The 22,981-nt window shown below is 47.9% G+C and carries 20 protein-coding genes; 10 read left to right on the top strand and 10 right to left on the bottom strand.

Annotation, left to right across the window (positions count from 1 at the left end; all coding sequences use genetic code 11):
- Positions 1-26 precede the first annotated feature (26 nt).
- From ACQUQM_RS14175 to ACQUQM_RS14165, 3 genes are all read left to right on the top strand, one after another.
- The gene (locus ACQUQM_RS14175) at positions 27-1,427 is read left to right on the top strand and encodes a peptidoglycan DD-metalloendopeptidase family protein (RefSeq protein ID WP_432470548.1); all 1,401 of its coding nucleotides are present in this window, start codon (positions 27-29) and stop codon (positions 1,425-1,427) included.
- 196 nt (positions 1,428-1,623) lie between these two features.
- Positions 1,624-2,895, top strand: coding sequence for an exonuclease subunit SbcD (gene sbcD / locus ACQUQM_RS14170; RefSeq protein ID WP_432470547.1), 1,272 nt, complete (start codon positions 1,624-1,626; stop codon positions 2,893-2,895).
- Positions 2,892-6,575 (top strand): SbcC/MukB-like Walker B domain-containing protein, encoded by a 3,684-nt coding sequence (locus ACQUQM_RS14165; RefSeq protein WP_432470546.1) that lies wholly within the window; start codon positions 2,892-2,894, stop codon positions 6,573-6,575. The genes sbcD and ACQUQM_RS14165 overlap by 4 nt, the downstream gene beginning before the upstream one ends.
- Positions 6,576-6,660: 85 nt before the next feature.
- Here ACQUQM_RS14165 and ACQUQM_RS14160 read toward each other — a convergent pair whose 3' ends face one another.
- The 4 genes from ACQUQM_RS14160 to ACQUQM_RS14145 all read right to left on the bottom strand — a co-directional run bounded on the left by ACQUQM_RS14160 (position 6,661) and on the right by ACQUQM_RS14145 (position 10,417).
- On the bottom strand, positions 6,661-7,932 hold the full coding sequence (locus tag ACQUQM_RS14160) for an MFS transporter (protein ID WP_432470545.1): 1,272 nt from the start codon (positions 7,930-7,932) through the stop codon (positions 6,661-6,663).
- Between the two features lie 235 nt (positions 7,933-8,167).
- Positions 8,168-8,812: a DsbA family protein gene (locus ACQUQM_RS14155; RefSeq protein WP_432470544.1), complete on the bottom strand. Its 645-nt coding sequence runs from the start codon at positions 8,810-8,812 to the stop codon at positions 8,168-8,170.
- The gene (locus ACQUQM_RS14150) at positions 8,809-9,249 is read right to left on the bottom strand and encodes a disulfide bond formation protein B (protein ID WP_432470543.1); all 441 of its coding nucleotides are present in this window, start codon (positions 9,247-9,249) and stop codon (positions 8,809-8,811) included. The genes ACQUQM_RS14155 and ACQUQM_RS14150 overlap by 4 nt, the downstream gene beginning before the upstream one ends.
- A gap of 265 nt (positions 9,250-9,514) precedes the next feature.
- Positions 9,515-10,417 carry a DMT family transporter gene (locus ACQUQM_RS14145; RefSeq protein ID WP_432470542.1) on the bottom strand — a complete coding sequence of 301 codons (903 nt, stop codon included), beginning with the start codon at positions 10,415-10,417 and terminating at the stop codon, positions 9,515-9,517.
- A gap of 181 nt (positions 10,418-10,598) precedes the next feature.
- Between ACQUQM_RS14145 and ACQUQM_RS14140 the strand changes: the two genes are divergently transcribed.
- Complete coding sequence (locus ACQUQM_RS14140) at positions 10,599-11,492, top strand: LysR family transcriptional regulator (RefSeq protein WP_432470541.1); 894 nt, start codon at positions 10,599-10,601, stop codon at positions 11,490-11,492.
- A 54-nt stretch (positions 11,493-11,546) separates the two neighbouring features.
- Positions 11,547-11,864, top strand: coding sequence for an antibiotic biosynthesis monooxygenase family protein (locus tag ACQUQM_RS14135; protein WP_432470540.1), 318 nt, complete (start codon positions 11,547-11,549; stop codon positions 11,862-11,864).
- 95 nt (positions 11,865-11,959) lie between these two features.
- Here the strand turns inward: ACQUQM_RS14135 and ACQUQM_RS14130 are convergent, their stop codons facing one another.
- Both ACQUQM_RS14130 and ACQUQM_RS14125 read right to left on the bottom strand, forming a co-directional pair.
- On the bottom strand, positions 11,960-12,268 hold the full coding sequence (locus ACQUQM_RS14130; protein ID WP_432470539.1) for an AzlD family protein: 309 nt from the start codon (positions 12,266-12,268) through the stop codon (positions 11,960-11,962).
- Positions 12,265-12,975 carry an AzlC family ABC transporter permease gene (locus ACQUQM_RS14125; RefSeq protein ID WP_432470538.1) on the bottom strand — a complete coding sequence of 237 codons (711 nt, stop codon included), beginning with the start codon at positions 12,973-12,975 and terminating at the stop codon, positions 12,265-12,267. Before ACQUQM_RS14125 ends, ACQUQM_RS14130 begins: the two co-directional genes overlap by 4 nt.
- 495 nt (positions 12,976-13,470) lie before the next feature.
- Between ACQUQM_RS14125 and ACQUQM_RS14120 the strand changes: the two genes are divergently transcribed.
- Positions 13,471-14,658, top strand: coding sequence for an amino acid aminotransferase (locus tag ACQUQM_RS14120; RefSeq protein WP_432470537.1), 1,188 nt, complete (start codon positions 13,471-13,473; stop codon positions 14,656-14,658).
- A gap of 121 nt (positions 14,659-14,779) precedes the next feature.
- Here the strand turns inward: ACQUQM_RS14120 and ACQUQM_RS14115 are convergent, their stop codons facing one another.
- Together ACQUQM_RS14115 and rraA are read right to left on the bottom strand one after the other, a co-directional pair.
- A complete protein-coding gene (locus ACQUQM_RS14115) occupies positions 14,780-14,998 on the bottom strand; it encodes a hypothetical protein (protein WP_432470536.1) in 219 nt (72 codons plus the stop codon).
- Between the two features lie 178 nt (positions 14,999-15,176).
- Complete coding sequence (rraA, locus tag ACQUQM_RS14110; protein WP_432470535.1) at positions 15,177-15,656, bottom strand: ribonuclease E activity regulator RraA; 480 nt, start codon at positions 15,654-15,656, stop codon at positions 15,177-15,179.
- Positions 15,657-15,764: 108 nt separating this feature from the next.
- Here rraA and glmS point away from each other — a divergent pair, with 108 nt between their 5' ends.
- Genes glmS through ACQUQM_RS14090 form a run of 4 tightly spaced genes read left to right on the top strand, consistent with a single transcriptional unit; the run spans position 15,765 to position 20,300 of the window.
- Entirely contained in the window at positions 15,765-16,175 is a 411-nt protein-coding gene (gene glmS / locus ACQUQM_RS14105) for a methylaspartate mutase subunit S (protein WP_432470534.1), read from the top strand.
- Positions 16,175-17,539 (top strand): methylaspartate mutase, encoded by a 1,365-nt coding sequence (locus tag ACQUQM_RS14100; RefSeq protein ID WP_432470533.1) that lies wholly within the window; start codon positions 16,175-16,177, stop codon positions 17,537-17,539. The genes glmS and ACQUQM_RS14100 overlap by 1 nt, the downstream gene beginning before the upstream one ends.
- Positions 17,536-18,729 (top strand): glutamate mutase L, encoded by a 1,194-nt coding sequence (locus tag ACQUQM_RS14095; RefSeq protein ID WP_432470532.1) that lies wholly within the window; start codon positions 17,536-17,538, stop codon positions 18,727-18,729. The genes ACQUQM_RS14100 and ACQUQM_RS14095 overlap by 4 nt, the downstream gene beginning before the upstream one ends.
- Complete coding sequence (locus ACQUQM_RS14090; protein ID WP_432470531.1) at positions 18,729-20,300, top strand: AMP-binding protein; 1,572 nt, start codon at positions 18,729-18,731, stop codon at positions 20,298-20,300. The genes ACQUQM_RS14095 and ACQUQM_RS14090 overlap by 1 nt, the downstream gene beginning before the upstream one ends.
- 127 nt (positions 20,301-20,427) lie before the next feature.
- Here ACQUQM_RS14090 and ACQUQM_RS14085 read toward each other — a convergent pair whose 3' ends face one another.
- Complete coding sequence (locus tag ACQUQM_RS14085) at positions 20,428-20,685, bottom strand: HlyU family transcriptional regulator (RefSeq protein ID WP_432470530.1); 258 nt, start codon at positions 20,683-20,685, stop codon at positions 20,428-20,430.
- 392 nt (positions 20,686-21,077) lie between these two features.
- A complete protein-coding gene (locus ACQUQM_RS14080; protein ID WP_432470529.1) occupies positions 21,078-22,625 on the bottom strand; it encodes an SLC13 family permease in 1,548 nt (515 codons plus the stop codon).
- Positions 22,626-22,981 lie beyond the last annotated feature (356 nt).

Below are 22,981 nucleotides of genomic sequence, written 5' to 3'. Positions count from 1 at the left end.
ACGATTACCAGCCAGAGTGACAGAGTTTGAATAAAGGGGAATTTACAGCACAGCTGCAACAGCTGGCTGCCAGTGCGAAGAAGTTTCTGGGACATCTGCCTACCCTGCATCGGGTGATGCTTGGCTGTGCCTCAGTGATTATTCTGTTTTCCATTACGCTATCTGATGACAGCTCCGCTGTAGCAACTGCGCCGGGCCAGTTTTCTGCCAACCTGTCCCTGAGCGGTACAGTGTCTGATGCTGCGACTGAATCTGACAACACCGCTGAAGCTTTTTCTGAGAAAACCGTTGAAGCTTTTTCTGAGATAACCGCTGAAGCTCTGTCTGCAGCCGAGCCTGAACCGGAAAGTGAGATCAGTTATGTGGTGCAGAAGGGCGATACCCTGAGCACTATCTTCGATACCCTGCGGATATCACAGCCAACCCTGTATAAACTGATGGAAGCGGATCTCAACATACTGGCGCTGGACACCATTCAGCCGGGTCATGAACTTGGCTTTAATTACGATGAAAAGGGTAAACTGGAGCAGTTTATATTTCGCTCCGGGCTGACCTATAAAGTGGTGTTTGACCGCAGTAAAAAAGGCGGTTTTGAATTTACCGAATATATTGAAAAGGGCGGCTATCGCAAAGAAGTGTTTAGTGGTCTGGTCAAAGGCAACCTGCCGTCATCGATGCAACGCGCCGGTACCACACTGGCGGAGGCGTATTCGGTCACCAGCCTGCTCAAAGAGCGCATGAATTTCCGTACCCATCTGCGTGCCGGCGATCGCTTCCAGTTAGTTATGTCGCGTCAGTATGTCGATGGTCAGTACACCGGTAACAGCCGGGTGGAAGGGTTTGTCTATGATGGTCAGGTACGGGATGTGTCTGCTTTTCTGTTCAACGACAGCTACTTTGATGCTAAAGGTGAAAGCCTGGAAAAGGCGTTTCAGCGCATCCCTCTGACGAAGCGCTATCGGATATCTTCACATTTCAATCCCAAGCGTAAGCACCCGATTACCGGCCTGATCCGGCCCCACAACGGAACCGACTTTCCACTGCGCAAAGGTACGCCGGTACTGGCTGCGGGTGATGGTATCGTAAGCCGGGTGATTAAACATCGCTATGCCGGGCTGTATATTGAGATCAAACATGGCAGTAAATATAAGACCCGTTACCTGCATCTGAATAAGGCTTATGTTCGAAAAGGGCAGAAGGTATCCCGTGGGCAGAAGATCGCTGCTTCAGGCAACTCCGGTCGTTCCACCGGCGCGCATCTGCACTATGAACTGCACAAAAATAACCGCCCGGTGAACGCAATGACCGCACCGATCCCGGTAGTACAAACTATCTCGAGAAAAAAACGCGGTGCGTTTAAGCAACAGGTTGCAGTATTACAAGCGCAGATGGCTGAACAGCTGGCCATGGTTAAACAGCAAGAGTAACTTAGTTGTTGGAATTGCGATTCATGACGCTTGTCGCAGATCTATTCAGCCGTTAATAACCGGCCACTGCCAGAGCACCTTTATGAAGTTGCATGGTTCGTTCAAAAAACCAGCTAATCGTATAAAACACCCCTTGCCCATGCCGTCACTGTGATAGGATATTTGTCCTTTTTTTGGCTGGTTATGGGCGATCGGTATGAAAATCCTGCACACATCTGACTGGCATCTCGGTCAGAGTTTTTTCACAAAGAGTCGCAAAGCCGAGCATCAGGCATTTCTCGACTGGTTGCTGGAACAGATCGCCGCCAACGGTATAGATGCTGTGATTGTCGCTGGTGATATCTTCGATACCGGTACACCGCCGAGTTACGCCCGGGAAATGTATAATCAGTTCATTGTGGCCATCAGTCAGCTTGGCTGTACCCTGGTGGTGCTGGGTGGTAATCATGATTCCGTTTCGACCCTGAATGAATCCAAAGAGCTGGTTGCCTGTCTCAACACCCATGTAGTTGCCAGTGTAGTTACTAATGAAGTTTCCAATTTCGTTGCTGAGAACTCTGAACAGGCCGGTAACCAGATCATTGAGCTCAGTAATAGTCGTGGCGAAACCGGTGCTATCTTGTGTGCAATCCCTTTTATCAGGCCCCGTGATGTCATCCAGAGCAGCGCAGGTGAATCGGGCACAGAGAAGCGTCAGGCCTTAGGCAGCGCAATAAAGCAGCACTATCATCAACTCTATCAGGCGGCACTGAACATCCGGGATGAGAAACAACTCTCTGTGCCGATCATTGCCACCGGTCACCTGACCGCCCTGGGCGTGAGCCAGTCTGATTCGGTTCGTGATATCTACATCGGCACGCTGGAAGGGTTTGCCGCCGATGGTTTTCCGCCGGCAGACTATATTGCGCTGGGGCATATTCACCGGCCTCAGATAGTCGCAAAATCAGACCACATTCGCTATAGCGGCTCGCCCATCCCGCTTAGCTTTGACGAGTTGAAAACCGTAAAGCAAGTGATGAAGGTGGAGTTTGATGGGAGTGACAGGACCGGGATTACGCCGATCGAGATTCCTCGGTTTCAGCCAATGGCGGTATTGAAAGGTGACCTCGGTGCAATAGAAACTCAGCTTAAACAATACGAAAATTCTCTCCCGGAAATGCCGGTGTGGCTCTGCATCGAGGTCGAGATTCAGGATTACCTGTCCGATCTGCAGCAGCGCATTCAAACCATGACCGAGCATCTGAACGTCGAAGTATTGCAGTTGCGCCGCTCCCGCAACAAGGCTCAGCAAGCGTTAACCCAGGTAGAGCGTGAAACACTGGCAGAGCTAACCCCCCATGACGTATTCGCCAAACGGCTCGAACTCGAAACATTTGACGGAGAGAAGGAGCAGGCGCGACTCGGCAGGATAAAACAGCAGTTCCGGGAGATACTGTCCGAAGTTGAGAACCCGGAGCAAAGCGCATGAAGATCTTAAGCCTCCAGTTTAAAAACCTGAACTCACTCAAGGATGCGTGGAAGATCGACTTTACTCAATCGCCCTTTGCCGACAATGGTCTGTTCGCCATTACCGGGCCGACAGGGGCGGGCAAAACCACTCTGCTGGATGCCATCTGTCTGGCGCTATACCACCAGACGCCACGCCTGGGCCCCATCTCGGCCTCAACCAATGAGATCATGACCCGGGGCACGGCTGAGTGCTCTGCCGAAGTCCAGTTCGAAGTAAAAGGTCAGGCCTATCGTGCCCACTGGAGTATGCGGCGCTCGCGGGGCAAAGCCGAAGGCAACTTGCAACAGGCTGATGTTGAGCTGGCTGAAGTAGCGACAGGCAAAGTGCTGGCGACGCAAATCCGGCAAAAGAGCGAAGAAATTGAACGCATCACCGGGCTGGATTTTTCCCGCTTTACTAAGTCGATGATGCTGTCCCAGGGCGAATTTGCGGCATTCCTCAATGCCAAAGAAGCGGAACGTGCCGAGCTGCTTGAAGAACTGACCGGCACCGAAATCTACGGCCAGATATCAGAGCGGGTTCATCAGCACTTTGCATTAGCCAAACAAACGTTGGCAGAGCTGGAAGCCCAGGCCAAAGGCGTCCAGCTGCTCAGCGAAGAAAGCCAACAGTTACTGCAGCAGGAGTCGGCACAACTTCAGCAACAGCAGGCTGAGCAGAAAGTTAAATTAAGCGCGTGTAATGCACACCTGAACTGGTGGCTACAGCACGACAAGGCGCAGCAGGATAAAGCCTCGACTGAAGCGAGATTGCTTGCTGCCAAAGAGCAGCAGACTCAATCACAGCCGAATCTGCTTCGCTTACAGCAGAGTGAACCGGCGGAAAAACTCAGAACGCCCTTTATGTTGCTGCAAGAGGCCCGGACACAGGTCAGTAATGGTCAGAAATTACTCAGTGACAAGCAGGTCGCCGAGCAAGCTCTGCAAAAGCAGCTGGAAACCGCGGCTGAGCAACTTAAACAGCAGAGTGAGCAGCTATCCACAGCAAGAGAATTTCATGAGCAGCAGGAGCGTTTGATCAATGACCGGGTTATACCCCTTGATCAGCAGATCGCTGTCGCACAGGATAAGCGCAAAGACAAAGATAGCCTTATCAAAGAGGTCGTCAGCAGGCAGCAGACATACCAGGATCAGCTGAAATCGCTAAATATCCAGATCGAGAGCCAGACCAGGGAACTGAGCAGTGCCGAGCAATATCTGCAACAGCATCAGGCTGACCGATCGTTAAAGCAATATTTGGGGCAGTGGCAGCTACAGGCACAGCAGATCCGGTCAGAAGAGAGTGCTCTGAACAGTCTGACCAAAAAACAAGCCGGGCTGCAACAGCAGCTCAGGCTGCAGCAAGAGTCGCATGTTGCTGAAGAACAGCAGTACAAGAATGCAGTGGCTGAAGTTAGCAGCAGGGAGAAAACCTGGCAGCTGGCGAATGAGGCCTGTATTAAGGCCAGCGAAAGTGGCGATGTTGAAGTCCTCGAAGCGCAGCGCGAACAGCTGACCGGCAATCACTCGGTACTGCTGCAGTTGCAGGAATTCAATCGACGCTGGCAACAGCTCGAAACAGAACAACAGGATAAGCGTACCACGCAAAAGGCTGAATTGAGTCAGCAGCAGGCGTTGCAACAGACCCGTACTCAGCTGCGGGAACAGTATAAAAAGCAGGAGCAGCTGGTTAACGCGCTGAGTCAGCTGGTTACTCAGGATGAACAGTTAGCTCAGTTCCGTGCAGTACTGCAGTCGGGTGAAGAGTGCCCGTTATGTGGCTCGGAAAACCATCCGAAACTGGAAGCGGGTGTGGCCGGTGTCGCGCAGACCATCACCGATAAACTGACCGCCGAGCAGGAGCTCAGCGGTATTAAGGAAAAAGGTCAGGAGATCAGCGTAACTCTGGCGTCGCTTGATCGCCATCTGCAAGAGATCGGGCAGCGACTGAATGAAATTCAGGCAGAGCAGAGCGGGCTGGAACAGCAGTGGCATGTGGCAGCAATAGCGCTGAATATTATTTTTCCGATTGCTGATGCGAAAAGTCTGCAACAGTATGAAAACAGTGCACAAGAAACACTAAAAAAATGTACTGCTGCAATTCAGAATCTTAAGCTGTTAAACAGGCACAGAGACGAGGCGAAACAGTATAGCGACAGCGTACAGCGTAATGCGGAACAACTGGACGCTGCACTTAAGCTGACTGCCCAGGCTATTGCCAACAGTTCGCAGAGTTTGCTCGAAATCCAACAAGATCAAACCAGGCGGGCCGACCAGATCCGATCACAGTATGATGCATTTAACTCGCAATTAACCGAGCAGGGATATATCCAGCCTCAGCGGGATCAGTTGCAGGTGTGGCTGGAAGCTAAACATCAGGATGCCGATCAATGGGAGCGTAACAGCGGCACAAAAGAACAGCTCAGTAGCAGTTTGCAAATACTTGAAGCGGAACGGAAAAACAGCCTCAGCCAGCTTAATGATTTCGAGTCACAGCTGACACAACTGCAGTCTCAGCGGGATGATCTGGATCGCTCGATTCAAGAAGTCATGGAACAACGCCGGGAGATCTTCGGTGATAAGCTGATTAATGAGGAACGTTCAAATAGTCACAACAGACTCCAGTCTGCAGAGACACAGTACCAGAGTGCACAGCAAAGCAGTCACCAGTTATCCGGCGACCATAAAGCCCTGATCGCTGAGTTGAATAGCCTGCAACAAGCCCTGCAAGAACAGCAGTTCCGGGCGGAAGAACGAGAAGCAAGCTGGCTTACCTTATTGGCGCCAAGCCCGTTTAATACGGTGGCAGAGTTTCAACAGGCGCTGTTGCCGGAACAGGAGCGTCAGGTGCTCATAGAGCAGAAACAACGACTGGATAGCGAGCTTGAACGGGCCACTGCGTTATTGGATAACGCGGAGCAAGCGCTGCAAGCCGTGCTGGAAAACTTAAAGTCTGATGAATACCAGAAAACCCAGAAGCTTGATGTTGAAGCTCAGATAAGTGCTCTGACTATAACACTGGAGCAGCTTGCTAAGCGTGACGGTGAAATCAGTAATGAATTAACCTCAGACCTGGCGCGGCGAAGGGATCAGCAAGCACTGTTCGATGAGATTGAGCGTTACCGTGAACACTACGATGATATTCAGTACCTGCACTCACTGATCGGCTCGCAAAAGGGCGATAAATTCCGCAAGTTTGCCCAGGGACTGACTCTGGATAATCTGGTACATCTGGCTAACCAGCAGCTGGAACGCCTGCATGGCCGCTACCTGCTTAAACGTAAGCAAGGCGAGGGGCTAGAGCTCAGTGTGCTGGATACCTGGCAGGGTGATGTTGAGCGAGATACCAAAACCTTATCCGGTGGTGAAAGCTTTCTGGTAAGCCTGGCCCTGGCCCTCGCACTATCTGATCTGGTCAGCCACAAAACCAGCATCGACTCTCTGTTCCTCGATGAAGGCTTCGGTACACTGGATAGCGAGACCCTCGATATCGCCCTGGATGCGCTGGATAACCTCAATGCCTCAGGCAAGATGATCGGCGTGATCAGCCACATAGAAGCGATGAAAGAACGTATTCCGACTCAGCTTAGGGTGACTAAGAAGAGTGGCTTGGGGGTAAGTCAGTTAAGCCCGGCATATCGGGTAGCTGAAGGGATCTGACCACAGCCTTTATTTAGTACAGCGAAAGCCTGGTGGAAAGCCTGCTTAGTATAAACGGCCTCATTACGAGGCCATTTTGCTTTACTCAGGATATCGCTAACTGAGGCTGTCGCTTTGCCCAGGGGCGTTCATCTATTGGCAGGTGAACCAGTGCAGAAAGTGCACCTACACCAATACCAACCCACCATACCAGGGTGTAGTTACCGTACAGATCGTACATTGTTCCGCCAAGCCAGACGCCGATGAAGCCGCCGAGTTGATGTGAGAAAAATACCAGTCCGTACAGGGTGCCCATATAACGCAGGCCGTAAATCTGAGCCACAAGGCCCGATGTCAGCGGTACCGTTGCCAGCCACAGGGCACCCATTATTATTGAGAAAAATACCACCGATTCGGGGGTGATAGGGTTGAGAATAAAGGCGGCAGCAACGATAGTTCGCATCAGATAGATGCTGGATAACAGGTATTTTCTTGAATACTTACTGCCCAGCCAACCCGCCAGAATGGTACCGCATATGTTCGAGACACCTATCAGGGCGATGGCGATGGCCCCCAGGGTGGATGTGGATGAAACACCTAACGACTGGATGATACTGCCGGGGGTGACGACGCTGCACATCTCGGTAATGAACGCCGGAAAATGTGCGGTAATAAAGGCAAGCTGATACCCACAAGAAAAGAAGCCGATAAAAATAAAGGCGAAAGAGGGATCTTTAATCGCCTGCATAATCACCTGGCCCATCGGCTCGTCACTTTGCTGTTTGTTGGGGGGCGGTGGAATACGCATAAAAAACAGCGCCAGCAGTGAGACAATAACGAAGCCGGCGAGGAATATAAACACAGACTGCCAGGGCATCTGCTGTAATAAAAATTGTGTTACCGGCGGGCCGACTATCTGTCCTGCTGAGCCCGCAGCGGTGGTAATGCCCAGCGCCAGAGAGCGGTGCTTATCGGATACTGCACGACCCACCACCGCGAGAATAACGCCAAACCCGGTGCCTGCAATACCAAAGCCGACCAGCATTTCCAGCAGTTGGTGTTGCCCCGGCGTGATAGCAAACGCTGACAATACCAAACCGACCGCATAACAAACAGCGCCAGCAACAATGGCTTTTTTATCACCATACTTTTCAGCTAAGGCACTGAAGATTGGCTGACCTATACCCCAAAACAGGTTTTGTATCGCTATAGCAAAGGAGAAATCCGCTCTGAGCCAGTTGAACTCTTCAGCGACAGGTATCTGAAACAGACCAAACGAGGCACGTATTGAGAAACTCACCAGTAAGATGATGCATCCGGTGATCAGTACCGGGTTGAATAGTGACATTTCTCGGTTTTTTATTACGGCGCTGCTCATTCTTTTCTCTTGTTGATAACCGGCTAACCAGAATCATTCATTGAGGGGCTTTTGGTACTGAGCTGAGGAATGAAGCTAACAGATCAGGAGAGCATCTATGCTAAAGGTTCTCTGTTTTCATGCAAAGCATCATCGATTTTTTTAATCTATTGTCAGAGGATATAGCTGTTTTAGAAAGAGGCCCGGAGTCGGACCTCGAGAGGTAATCTGCCAATATTATGAGTTTTTCTATCGATTATTGGGCAGCCAGTTCACTGTTTACCAACTCAACTAACTGTTTCGCGCCGAATGTTTGCAGAGGTCTGCCATTGACGAAAAATGTTGGTGTCTTTTCAACGCCCACAGCTTTTACATCGGCGTTATCCTGTTGCAGCACGTTAGTAATAGCAGCGCTTTGCATGTCCTCTCTGGCCTGCTCAATATCAAGACCTGCTTCTTTGACTGCATCCCAGGCGAGGGAAAGGTTAGGATTGCCGTGGTCCGCCCATAATGGTTGCTTTATCAATATCGCTTCCAGCACCGGTTTGAACAGATTCTGCAGTCGTGCCGCTTCGAGGATGCGGACCACCTCATCAGAGCCTTTGTGGAATGTGGTATAGCGTAGTACTACACGGACGTCATCAGGATTTTCCGCCATTATTCTCTTTACGAAAGGATAAAACGCCCGGCAGGCTTCGCAGGCAGGATCGAAAAACTCAACGATGGTGACTTTCGCATTTTTCGGGCCAAAGCTGGGCGAATGTGGCCGCTCCAGCAGACTATCTTCATAGGCCTTAGTACTGACAACGTCAGCTTGTTGCTGCGTCCAGAGATATGCGGATGCTGCAAATATGATTAAAGCGATGAGTGTAACGCTGAGGATGATTTTAGGTCGTGTCATGCTTCAGATTTCCGAAATAGTATGCAAAGTAACAGGCTGATAGCAACAAATGCTGCCAGCGAAAGATAGGGTAGTGAAATGCCACCAAGAATGGTCATGTTGCTGCCGGTACAGGAGGTTGTCTGGCCGCATGGAATGATAGGTGTGGTGATATAGCCTGCATAGGTCAGAGAGTGGTAAGCAGCAATCGCAGTCCCGATCAGCGACAGCGGTAGTGCATACCAGATGACTTTTATATCTGAGCGGATTGCTGCAATGCCTAGTATCACCGCTAGTGGAAACATACAGATTCGTTGATACCAGCATAAAACACAGGGCGTCTGGCCCAGCACTTCGCCGATAAACAGCGCGCTCAGTGTTGATACCAAAGCAATGATCCAGGCTGCGCTAAGGAGCCACCAGACGTTGTCATTGCTTTGATTTTTCGCGAGTGCCATCGCTAAGCCTTTCGTCAGATTCAATATTATTACCGGCTGGATCAGATCCTGCCAAGCGTGAATCCGGGGATTATAAAACCTCCAGCAGGTGGAGGTTCAAGAAGAATCTGGAGAAATATGCCGATTTATTGTTTTGAGGCAATGATTTTCAGTTAGTGCTGGTGGCTGCCTGGTATCTTTATACCCTGCTGCGGTGAGGCCTTTGGTCTCATTCTGTGCAGTACTGAACAGCCAGGCCATATTCTGTAAAGCAGATCTATGCGGACTAGCTGCGAGTAATGTTAACCGATGGCTGTTTTTCCATGGGCTTGCTTTCTACTTGCTTGATAAATAAAGCCAGTACAATCAGGACCATAGCGGTAATTTCCAGTCGATCCAAATTCTCTCCTAATAAAACAGCTCCTGCCAGTAGAGCAACGACTAACTCTAACGATCCTGTTAATGCATTTTTATCTGCGCATGACTTTGGAGCACCCAGCATAAACAACACCTGGGGGATTGCTGCGGCCACTAAAGCGATACCGACTACTGAGATTAAACCGGTCAGTGAGTCGGGCAATATTTGCTCAGGCTTAATCCATATTGCTATTGGCAGGAGAACCATAATATGTCCGGTTGTTATCCAGGCCATTCGATTGGTAATTGGAATATGTGTTTTTGGATTTGATAAATACTGAACCTGAGTGGCGACAACCAATGGTGCCAAAAAGCAGGCTGCAACTGAAAATAAGACACCGGCAGGAAGAGTTTCTGGCCTGACGGCTAAAGACGCAGCGATAGCCACCAGTGCAGCTGAGATCAAACTATTTTGTGAAGGTATCCGCCTGAATACAGCCCAGCCGATCAAAACACTGAAAACCGGGTAGGTGTAATAGATCAAAATAGCTGTAGCAGCTGGAATAGTTTCCAGAGCATGAAAATAGCCAAAAATAGAAATACCGCTGACGACACCTAAAAAGAAGGTTCTTAACGCTTCAGGTCTGTTTGCCGGTGGTGTACGCAGGAAAAAAGCGAAAAATATCGCAGGCAGAATAAACCGATACAGACTGACAATCTCGGCACCTAAACCTTCCTTAAATAAAAGCTGTGCAAAAAATGGATTTAGCCCGTAAAAGAAAGCAGCCATTACGACTAAAGACTGGCCATTGATAGTTGGTTTGCTGTTCACGTTAATATTATTCCGTAGGTTAGGGAACCTGCGAACAGGGCATCCGTAGGCTCCTTAGGCTGGAACGATAGTTCGCTACTGATTAAATAAATAGTGAATAATTCGAGTTATTGATTAATAGTATGCATCTATTGATAGGTTTTCCTGGGGCCTGTCTATGACAATGATATGAGGCAAAAGCGTGAGACTGGATATCCGGCATTGGGAAATGCTGAAAGCGATTAATGAAACAGGTACGCTAAGGCAAGCCGCTTACGTGCTAGGTATAACTCAGTCTGCTTTGAGTCATCGCCTTGCAGAAGCTGAAAGACGCCTGGGTGGACTGTTATTTGAGAGGGAAGGTCGCAAACTGCGAGAGACAGCTTCAGGTCGTGCAATGACACAAACTGCAAATCAGGTCATTCCTGCGCTACAGCGTGCTGAATTTGATTTTCAGCAGATGGCTGATAATGAAATCACTGTAGTTCGCTTTGGTGTTGCTGCTTATAGTTGCTATCACTGGTTACCGTCATTTTTAAAAATAATGTCTGAAAAAGAGCCCGGTATTCAACTGGAACTGGTTGCCTCTGCAACGCAAAATCCAATACGAAACCTCCAGGAAGGTACAGTTGATGTGGTGTTAGCACCCGGTCATCTGGTTATACCAGGTATTGATTCAATTCCTGTTTTTGAGGATGAACTGGTTTTGCTAACACATGTAAATCATGAGTTGGCAACAAAGCAGTTTATTGAGGCAACAGACTTAGAAGGTGAGGAATACCTGACCTATAGCAAATCTGCCCAACCAGGCTTTGAGTATGAGCGATTTATTCGCCCCTCCGGAACAGTGCCTCACCTGGTAACCGTGGTTGAAGTGACCGATGCAATTGTTGAGCTGATCGCGGCAGGCTTTGGTGTGAGCATTCTTTCGAGATGGGCTGTCCAGTCAGCCATTCAAAATAAAAGTGTGTCAGCCGTGAAGGTGGGAAAAGACAGCCTTGGTCTGGGGTGGTCAGCATTAGTTCGTGAGTCGGAACTACCTCAGTCAGCGGCAAGAGTTTTGTCGCGCAGACTGGCAGAATGGTTTCAGGTTTAGATTTAATCACTGATCTGAGCAGTATCAACATATTTAATATAAGCAGGAGCATGAATGTCACTCATCGCTAACACACCGAAACCACCTTACTATGCGGTTATTTTCACAAACCATCGAACAGAAGGTGATCATGGTTACGGCAAAATGGCAAAGAGAATGGTCGGGCTGGCCTCAGAACAAACCGGGTTTTTAGGTGTCGAGTCGGCAAGAGAAGAGGTCGGAATTACTGTTTCATACTGGTCTGATCTTGAATCTATCAAAGCATGGAAGGCAAACATTGAGCACCTTGAGGCTCAGAAGTCAGGTCACGAAAAATGGTATTCATCCTTCAAGGTTCGCATATCGAAAGTTGAACGTGATTATGGTATTTAGTAAAAAAGGCCGCTTCATAAGTGGCCTCTCAGTTTGAATATTGAAAGTAGGATAGCTGTCCTCACTCCGAAGCGAGCAGCATGAACATTTAATAGTCAGAACTGCCTGAACAGCGCCGCTGCAAGTATTCCGGCTGCGATAGCAGGAAGAGGTTTTTTTAATATTAACATGGTGATCGCTGTGGTCAGTAAAGCCAGACGTGCGCCGTTGTCACCACTGATCGCCAGCGGTGTAAGAAGTGCTACAAGCACCGAGCCGGACATGGCACTGATAAATTGTTTTACCCGATAGCCGATAGGTACGAACGACATAACAAAAACGCCACCCCAGCGGGTTGCTAAAGTAACTGCTGCCATGATCAGAACAATGATAAGCGGACCATATCCGGTGGTTTCTATAATCATTGTTTTTTATCCATCCATACCGCGCCCAGAACGCCGCCAGCCAGTGCGCCAACAACAACGTGGCTATTGGCCGGCAGATACCAATAAGCCATAAGTGATGACACCGCTGCAACTATCCAGATAATAAAAATACGTAAGTCTTTTTGCCCTCCAACGACCATTGCCAATAAGAAGCATCCCATTACCATATCCAGACCCAGACTCACAGGATCCTGAATAGCGCTGCCAAAGTAAATACCAAGCCAGGTACCTAATATCCAGAAGGACCAGAGCGCAAGACCGCCTCCGAATAAAAGGCCCATAGCTGGCTCGCCACGGGTAAAAGCCTGCATAGACATTGCCCAGTTAGCATCGGTGGCAACCAGCATCACACCATAGCGTTTTGCTGGTGGCAGATGGCGTAACCAGGGATACAAGGTCGCTCCCATTAGCAGGTGACGGGCATTGATTGCGAATACCGTAACTGCCAGAGGTATAACTGCTACTTCGGCACCCCATAACTCTAAAGCGGCAAATTGTGATGCGCCGGCAAAGACGAGTGTGCTCATGGCAATAATTGAAAAATTAGCCAGACCGACCTGTGTTGCAGCCAGTCCAAAAGCCAGGCCGAAGATAATCACAAAGAAAGAGATTGGAACCAGTTGCTTAAAACCGGCCCATACATTCTGGCGATTAAGTTCGTGTAAATTCGTATCAAAGTCGGACAAAGGTCGCCTCTTTCACTTATATAGCGGTGGTGTCCCCGCATAAAGGTTGATAAATCGGTGCTGATACAGAAATAAAATAGTGAACCCGATAAAAGAGATCTCAGGTTATAAGAACATATCGGTCATCTGGAGAATGAACAACGCCAAATTAACGCGGATGCTATGTGAAATAGCAGACAAGATAAAGGGCTCATTTGGAGTGACTAAATTTATAGTTCCTGAGATTTTTCAGCGCTTGTAATAGTAGCGGATTCTGCGCCGGATCAATTCTTTACGCCAAAACTACAATTGGATGTCAGGGATTACATCGAAATGCACTAAAACGCTGTACGGCAACAGCGTTAAGGAATAATATTGTCGCCAACTGACTTTGCTGAACAACAACTCATCAGGTTGTTGAACTTTTGCAAAAAAATGGTCGGTTTGGTCAGTAGTACATGGCTAGCCCGATTAGTTATAGAAATGAAGCATAGAAATTAAAAGGTACTAAATCTTATGTTCTCCCAGCTACAGCAACCGCCAGCTGATCCGATTCTGGGTCTATCGGTCAAATTCAAAGCCGATAGCAACCCGAATAAAATTGATCTCGGGCCTGGTATTTACAAAGATGAGGCTGGTAATACGCCAGTTTTAGCTTGTGTAAAAGCTGCTGAAAAATTTCGTGTTGAGAACGAAGCCAGTAAGGTCTACTTAGGCTCTGCAGGTTCTGCGTTGTTCAATGATAAGATAGCCTCACTTGTTCTGGGTGATCATAAGGTTATTCGCGAAAATCGTGTGCGCACTGTTTCCACTCCGGGTGGAACGGGGGCGTTACGCATAGCTGGTGAACTGATTAACAAAACCAAACCTGGTGCGACGATCTGGGTGAGCAACCCTACCTGGGCAAACCATCAGGGTGTGTTTAAGGCTGCCGGGCTGAACATTGAAACTTATCCTTATTATGACTATGAGAATAAGTGCCTGGACTTTGACGCGATGGTTGAAGCGCTAAAGCAGGTTCCTGCAGGCGATGCAGTATTACTGCATGCATGTTGTCATAACCCAAGTGGTATGGACCTGAATCAGGAACAGTGGCAGCAGGTTGCTGAACTGGCCCGTGAAATCGGTTTTATGCCGGTTGTTGATATCGCCTACCAGGGCTTTGGTCAGGGTTTGGATGTTGATGCCTACGGTCTGCGACTGATGGCTGATTCTGTCGACGAGATGATCATCTGTAGCTCATGCTCGAAGAACTTTGGCCTGTACCGCGACCGTATCGGTGCTTGCTCGATTATTGGTAAAAATGCCGCGGCTGCTGACATTATTGGCGCGGTTATGCTGACAGTGGTTCGTGTTAACTACTCAATGCCGCCAGCACACGGTGCAGCTATCGTTGAAACAATCCTGAGCTCGGATGAGCTTACCGGTCAATGGCATATTGAGCTGAAAGAGATGCGTGACCGCATCGCGAGTATGCGTCACTTGTTTGTTGATAAGTTGGTTGAAAATGGCGTAACACAAGACTTCAGCTTTATCACTACGCAGAACGGTATGTTCTCGTTCCTGGGTATCGATACCGATCAGATTCAGCGCTTGCAGGATGAATTCAGCATCTATGTAGTAGGTTCCAGCCGTGTTAACGTAGCAGGCTTGTCTACCAGTAATGTTGATTATCTGACTCAGTCGATTGCCAAAGTTCTTTAAGACTCGCTTCGCTCGCAGTGGCTAGAACGCGACTGCGTCGCTTGCTAAACGGGGCTACGCCCCTTGCTAGTGGCTAGAGTAAAAAAACGCACCTTTCGGTGCGTTTTTTATGGGATTGCGATTAATCATCATCCTGCATAGGGAAGGAATACTTACCTGCATACAGTCCAGCAATTCGCTCTGCAATGCTTGCTACTTCGATATCTGATAACACGACTGAGTCATCGTCAGGGCAGAATAGGTACTCACCTTTAAAGACATCAAACTTTATCTTCCCGAGAATACGACCGCTACTACTAATGCAATCAAGTTCTTGTTGGATTGGGAAGAACAGCACCATCTGAAAACTCCTTATTAAATATCTTTTGTTGGATGATAATCGTAGATAATGCTCGATTCAACGTGATGACTGTTATGTTCAAGTTCGCCCGACTTCGTCAGGCTTACTCCAACCTACCGGTTACGCTCCTACAAAAAAAACGCGGCATATAGCCGCGTTTTTTATGCCTGGAGAAAAATCAGACGATCTTTTCTGCAGTAACGATTACACCATCTGTATCGGCATACAGATAGTCGCCGTTATTAAATTCGATACCATCAAAGGATAACGGCACATCTGTTTCACCCTGTGTGACAGGGATATATTTACGCGGACAGGTGCCGAGTGCGTACAGAACGACGGGGATATCTTTTATCTGAAAGGTGTCTCTGATGTAACCATTGACGATAATGCCGGCATAGTTATTCTGCTGTGCGAACTTCATCAGATTTTCACCGACCACGGCATAGTATTCTGCATCGACATCAACAACGACAACCTTGCCTGTACCGTCTTCGTCGCGCAGCAGTTTAATGAGATCAGAGTTATTTTTATCCAGTTTTACTGTGACTATCCGGCCCTGGCATTTGTCCGAACCACCATAGTTTTTGTAGCCTGCGCCCAGCACAGATACCTTTTCACTGTACTCATCACAGATGTCTGCTGTAAAAAACGACATAAAATCTTCCTGTTCCCATTTTTGACGCACAATTCTACCATCGCAGGGCCGTTTTTTGCATAAACATTTGCTATCATTGCCGTTTTAAAATGTCAGGCATAAGACGATATGAAGGTAGTTACAGGCGTAGTTGGCAACGATATCCACGTTGTTGCTAATCGACTCATTGATCTTTCTCTGCGGGCCAGAGGCTTTGAAGTGTTTAACCTGGGGGTAAATACCTACTTGGAAGAGTTCTTTGATGCGGTAGTTGAAACCGGCGCCGACGTTTTACTGATCTCATCGTTAAACGGTGAAGCAGAGGGCTGGAGCCGTGAAGTTAAGCCACTTAAAGCAAAGTATAAGAACTTAGACAATCTTATTATGATGATCGGCGGCAATTTAGTCGTCGGTAGCGGTAATGCTGAAGAGATCGTACCTAAGTACAAAAACTACGGTTTTGATCTGGTATGCCACCAGGTTGACCTGAATACCGGGCTGGACTCGTTAGAAGAGTTTATAGAGAAGAGAAATAAATAATGAGTTTGCTGCAAGAAGAAAGAGAGATCATTCTCAGCAATGAATATGTAGATACCTTCGATTTTGCCGAAGTTACAGAATTTGTTAAAAACGCCAGCAAAGATCTGTTTATATCTCATCGTTTTAAAAACAAGGACAAGATGCTTGTTCAGCCAAGGGGCGGCTTTCCAACCTATAAAAAGCAGTTCGCCCTGAATGAATTTTTTGTTGAGGCCAATGTTGATGTCCTGCCCTTAACTATCGATTCAAATACCCGTCTCAATGATTACGCTACCGCCAGAAAAATGCTGCGCCTGAGCGAAGAAAATGATGTCGATATGCTTAACGGTTACCCTTTGGTAAACCATGGTTATCGCACCACCCGTAAGATGATCACGCACTTTAATAAGCCGGTGAGTTTACGCCACGGTACCCCCGATGCCAGGCTATTGATTGAGACAGCGATCGCTTCAGGAATTTTTGAGATAGAAGGCGGCCCGATTACCTACCTTTTACCTTATTCAAAGAACTTCCCGTTAGATAAAGCATTTTTGTACTGGAAGTATGTTGAGCGGGTTTGTGCCAACTACTCCGAATTGAATGAGCCGATCAACCGGGAATCATTTGGTCCGCTGACGGCAACTTTGGTGCCTCCGGCTATCACCATCGTTATTCAGTTGCTGGAGATGTTGCTCTCGCTGGAAGAGGGGGTTAAGTCCTTCTCTGTTTCATTCTCCCAAACGGGCTCAATGAATCAGGATATCGTCATGGGGGCCGTTATTAAGAAAATGGCCAAGTACTATGCTGAGCAGATTAATTGCGCTGATGCAGCGATTCACCTGGTCTATCATCAGTGGATGGGCGCTTTCCCTATGAATAAAGATTACGCTGAGCAGCTGATCAATATGTCTACGGTAATCGCATCAATGGTTGGCGCTGACAAGATCATCACTAAGACCCGGGAAGAAGCGGCGGGTATTCCAACCAAAGAAGCTAACGCCAAAACCGTGGCAAATACCCAGTACACTTTGCGTATATTAAACGGGCTGCCAACGATTGTTGATGAAGAGGAAGAAGAGATCCTGACGCTGGAAGTTAAGGCGATCATGGAGGCGGTATTTAACGATCCTGCCGATACTCTGTGGCGTAAAGTCTTTAACTCGATTAAGAACGGCATTATCGATGTACCTTTCTCACCGCATATCATTAATCACAACGAGATGATTACGATCCGCGATGCGAAGAAAAATATCAGAATCATCAAACGGGGTAATGTACCTATCCCGGACCGCTGTTATGAGTATGAAAAAGCACAGTGCGATCTGACCAAAGATACCACCAGTATCGTTAACGATATTGTTCATGATATAGGAATTATGCAATGAGCCAGGATAACGACAAGCTGCTTATTGATGTTGGCAGTACCTATTTCAAAGTCAGCACGCCGGATAGCATTGAGCAGCATTTTCGGGATTTCAACAAAGATATTCTTGATGATCTGCAGCATAGATGCGGTAGCACCATCGATCGTTTTAACAAAGACGATGTGCATATCTGTTCGTCGGCAAATGGTGGTTTAAGTACACTGATTATCGGCACTACCAAGTCGTTTTCGTTAAAATATGCGACCAACATCGCTTTCAATTCTGGTATCAACATCATTGATACCATTCTCTATCAAAATATAGAGGAATATTCGCTGCCAAGTGATCTGATTGATGTCGTTATCATTGTCGGCGGTATCGATTCATGTGCCGGTATCTTCTCTGATAGTTTGTATAACTATCTGGGGCAGCTGAAGTATTCAAATGTTGTCTTTGTCGGCAGTGAGCAGGACGCTCCGGTCATCAAAGAGAATATTGAAAATGTCGTTGTATTGCCAAATATCATCGATAATAAGCTGCATATCGTAGAGGATTCACTGAAAGATTATCTGACCAATCTTTACCAGCAAGACATCGAAGGTAAGGAAGATATTAAGCATCTCTATGATATTACCGCTAATCAGATCTATTCAACGCCATACATCGTGAATAAGACGCTGCCACTGATCGATGCCAGCTTCTCAGTGGTAAATCCTTTTATCCTGCTCGATATTGGCGGTGCGACAACCGATATTCACTATTCGAAAGACCTGGTTGATGACAATCTGGTGACTGAAAACGAGTACGACAGACTGGTGTTCAAAAAACTGGGTGTGTATAAGTCAAAGCAGTCACTTATTTTTGCGGCGCAGAATAACGAATTCGTCTATGAGCTGCTAATGCACCTTAAAGTGACTGAGAATATCTTTACCGAGCAAAGTGAAAAGGCTACTAAAGTGTTGATGCAGCTGGCTATATTCCTGGTCTTGTGCAAAATTTCGCACTACAGGAAAGCCTATATCAATCTGAAGTTGCTCGCTATTAACTCCATTGTTCTGACAGGGGGTATCACCAAGGTACTCACGACCGAAGAGATAGAGGATATAGTGTCGTTTTTCTATAAGAAAATTCTTACCTCAGACCATAAGCCGGTGGTTGTTCTGGATACCAACTACGATATCTGGACCCTGGGTGCAAAAGGAAAAGAATAATGTCAATTAACTGTATCAGAGCGCTTCTTGAAGGGGCTGTTCAGACTCACAGCGATAAAACCGCGCTGGTGTTCAATGAAAAAAGCATCAGTTATGAAGAACTGTATGCCAAAGTGAATCAGGTGGCTTTCTACCTGAATGAGTTAGGTCTGCCAAAAGATACCCGCATCGGTATCTACTCGAACAAAGGTATTGAACAGGTTGTCGCTGTACTGGCTATTTTGTCCACAGACTATGTGCTGGTACCGCTGACCAAGATGCTCAAGCCTGAGCAGGTTGAGTACATTATCAATGATTGTGATATCAAATGTATCATCACCGATAAGCTCAAGCTCGAAAGTATTGAAGAGATCAATTTTGACGGCCATATCCTTTCCTATGAGACAACGGCAAAAGAGATAGCCTCATTTGAAGAGATCTATAAGTACTACAACAAGCCTTATGTCTGCGATATCAACGGCCATGACAACGCGGTAATTACCTACTCGTTTGGTATGACAGGTACGCCAAAAGGCATTGTCATTTCGCACCGGAATCTGATCGATTCTGCCCGTGTTGTTTCTCAGTATCTGAAGCTGGAACAGGATGATGTTATTTCGGGGCTGCTGATCTTTAACCTGGATTACGGCCTGAATCAGATCTTCTGTACCTTGTATAAAAAAGCAACGCTGGCGCTGCACCGGTTTATCCTGCCGGAAGATTTCTTCAACCATCTGATCAACGATAAGGTAACGGTTCTACCACTGATGCCGGTCAACATCTCGCAGATGTTTGAGGATGGCATGCACCGGATCCCGAGTGCTGAGCTGTTCGACAGTGTCAAAACCATTACCTCCTCGGGTGGTAATGTCACCGCTAAAATGATCAAAGACTGCAAGAAGACGTTCCAGAAAGCTGACTTCTATTCCATGCATGGCCTGACGGAAGCGTTCCGCTCAACTTATCTGGATCCTTCACAGGTACAGATCAGACCGGACTCCATTGGTAAGGCTATCCCTGATGTCGAACTCTATGTCATCAATGAAGAGGGCAAGGAGTGTGGCGTACGTGAAGTGGGCGAGCTGATCCACCGGGGTGGGTATATCTACCGGGGCTTCTGGAATGCGCCTGAGCAGAACGAACTGCGTTTCAAATCCGTACAGATCCTGAAAGATGTGATTAACCTGGAAGGGCAGCTAACCGATGAAATCGTGGTCGCTACGGGCGATTATGTCTATAAAGATGAAGAGGGCTACCTCTACTTCGTTTCCAGACACGATGACATGATCAAGACCAGAGGCTTCAGGGTTTCTCCTTACGAAATCGAGTCGGTCGTGGCAAGAAATATCCCGCAAATTGAACAGTGTGCGGTGTTCGGTTTAGAGAATGAACAGATCGAAGAAGAGATCGTGATGGTCTACTCAGCGCCAAGCGAGATCTCTGTAGAAGAGATCCTGTTTGAGCTTAAGAAGCACCTGGCGTCATATATGATCCCGAGCCGGGTTATTTACAAGCGATCCCTGCCTTTAGTGCAGAGTGATAAAAACCAGGTGAACAAGGATGCGCTGAAACGGGAGTTGTCGGGTAGCTGATTTCTAGAGCAGAGACTTTGTTTTGTAACATAAAAAGGCCCTTCGAATTCGAAGGGCCTTTTTATTTGTTGCGGTTAAAGGTCATCATCCCACTTCGGCGTACTTCAGCTAAAAGTGATGCATTCCTTCAGACAAAAATATTCTGGCCTTTCCGATCGATGAATAGTTTTGCTTTCTGCTGAGTCAACTGCACGCAATTATCCCTGACCAACACCTGGTCTACCAGGGTAAAGCTATGGTGCTGGTCTTTCTTGCTGATGACCCCGCTGATCCGGTACAGACCGCTATCTTCCTCGGGAGTTGCAGCAATCGTAAAGCCTTTATAGCGGATAGAGCCCTCCGGCAGGGGAGCAAATAATGACTTCAGTGTTGATAGTAAACTCATGGTTATCCTCCTCGTTTAAATTCCATATTAAGAGCAGTCGTAGGGAAAGATGAAGAGCTGAGATACCAAAGTATGCTCCCCTTTCAGTGAATTAAGTACTTAGGTCGTATGCAGCAGGGGTGGGATACAAGAATCCATGTTGCGGATAAAGGTGCTGTGCTGTTTTTTCTATTCTTGCTCCAGTAGAGAGTGAAGCAAGAAAGCTGATCGCAGTGATCCGGGCAGTCATCTGTAGACTGACAATTGCCTAACCAAAAAGGCCCTTCGAATTCGAAGGGCCTTTTTGGTTGTATCGTTTTCCAACTTAATCAGTTGTTATCAATAGCTCAAAGCCTGCATCTGAATTGAAGGCTCTCTGGCGTAGCAACGCTATACCGGACCTGATCAGAAGGTCAGAGGTCGATGTTGAAGACCAGGTCTGCGAGCATAGTAAACATTCCGAAAGCGACGGCAATAGCCAGAAGGTTAAGCAAGAAACCAGCGCGTACCATATCACGCAATTCCATTCTCTCGTATGAGAAGACGATCGCATTAGGCGGTGTGGCCACCGGCATCATAAATGCCATAGATGCACCCAGCGCTACCGGTACGCAGAGGACTACAGGGTCTAGCCCGAGACCAACAGCCACAGCAGCCAATATGGGAAGGAAGGTTGCTGTGGAGGCGGTGTTTGAAGTGATTTCTGTCAGGTAGACTATCGCCACGGTAACCAGCAAAACCAGAGCCAGGGTGCTGATCTCTACGCCGCCTACGGAGTTACCGATCCATTCAGCCAGTCCTGTGCCTTTGAATCCGCTGGCCAGCGCCAATCCACCACCAAATAGCAACAGCACCCCCCAGGGAACATTGCGTGCGGCCTCCCAGTCCAGGGCAAACTCGCCTTTTGAACGGGATATTGGTACCGCGAACAATACCATTGCAGCCATCAATGCGATGATCGTGTCGTTGATCGGAAGCCCGGTCAAATCTACCAGGAACTTACGGAAGATCCATCCCAGTGCCGCGCTAAGGAATACGACAGCTACCAGCTTCTCACCTCTGGACATAGATCCCAGAGCAACCAGCTCTTGCTCGACTACGCTTCCAGCATCGCCAATGGCGATCTGGTGTGAGGGGAACAGAAACCGCGTCAGAATGAGCCAGGTAGTCGGCAGCATAATAATGACTACTGGTACGCCCAGCTGCATCCAGCTGAAGAACGTGATTTCGATGTTATAGGTGTTTTGCAGGAAACTGGCGAGCAGGGCGTTGGGCGGGGTACCGATCAGTGTACCTACGCCGCCAATTGAAGCGCTGTAGGCAATCGACAGCATCAGCGCGACGCCGAAGTTACGTACCATCCTGTCATCGTCGGTATGATGGGCGACGAAATCGATAACTGACAGGGCGACTGCAAACATCATGATTGTGGTTGCAGTGTTGGAGATCCACATCGACAGAAAGGCGGTGGCCAGCATGAAACCCAGAATAATCCGCGACGGAGAGGTGCCCACCCAACTGACGATCTTTAACGCGATACGCCGGTGCAGACCAACGTGCTGCATAGCTGCGGCTAACAAAAAACCACCGAGGAACAGGTAGATCAGCGGATGGGCATAATTGGCCGCCACTGGTTTGATCGTGTCGATGTTGAGCAACGGCATGAGGATGATGGGCAGCAGTGCGGTGGCCGGAATAGGTATCGCTTCGGTTAACCACCAGATGACCATCCAACTGGCCATAGCGACTAAACGCCATGCTTCGGGTGGCATGCCTTCAGGCGCAGATGAAATCAGAATAATAAATGCTGCAATCGGTCCCCCAAGCAACCCGACCAGCCGAAGCCCGCTTACTGATGATCCTGTCGGCTCTGGACGGTTCTTGTAATCCGGGTCGCGTTTATCTCCCGGCATCAGGAAATCTTCATCATGGGCATGGGTGTCCTTCTTATCAGGTGTCATGGCTTGTTCACCTCTTTAAAAGACAGGAATATTCACTGGCCATTCATGATTTCGGGTGACCTCCTGTCGAGCAAGTACAAAAAGTATAGACGCTTACTCTATTCATACCTACTTCGCCAGAGTTAAAGCTGACTGCTTACAATGTCAGCTTTATGCCGTAGAAAGCATAGCGACTGTTTCAGATAGACTAAGTTGGAAACTGTTGTTGAGTAATGAAGTCAGTGAACAATTGCTAAGAATAATAGAGCCTTCAGGCAATATAAATTGAAATAATGATTGCGAGAAATAGATCTCAATATTCGATCTGCCATATCCACAATATATGAAGTTTGTGACATTCTGGCCCAGGTTTATCA

This window comes from Amphritea sp. HPY, from assembly GCF_050870985.1.
In the GTDB taxonomy this organism is placed as follows: domain Bacteria; phylum Pseudomonadota; class Gammaproteobacteria; order Pseudomonadales; family Balneatricaceae; genus Amphritea.
The sequence above is the reverse complement of the archived record's forward strand: the minus strand, read 5'-3'. Positions and strand labels throughout refer to the sequence as shown.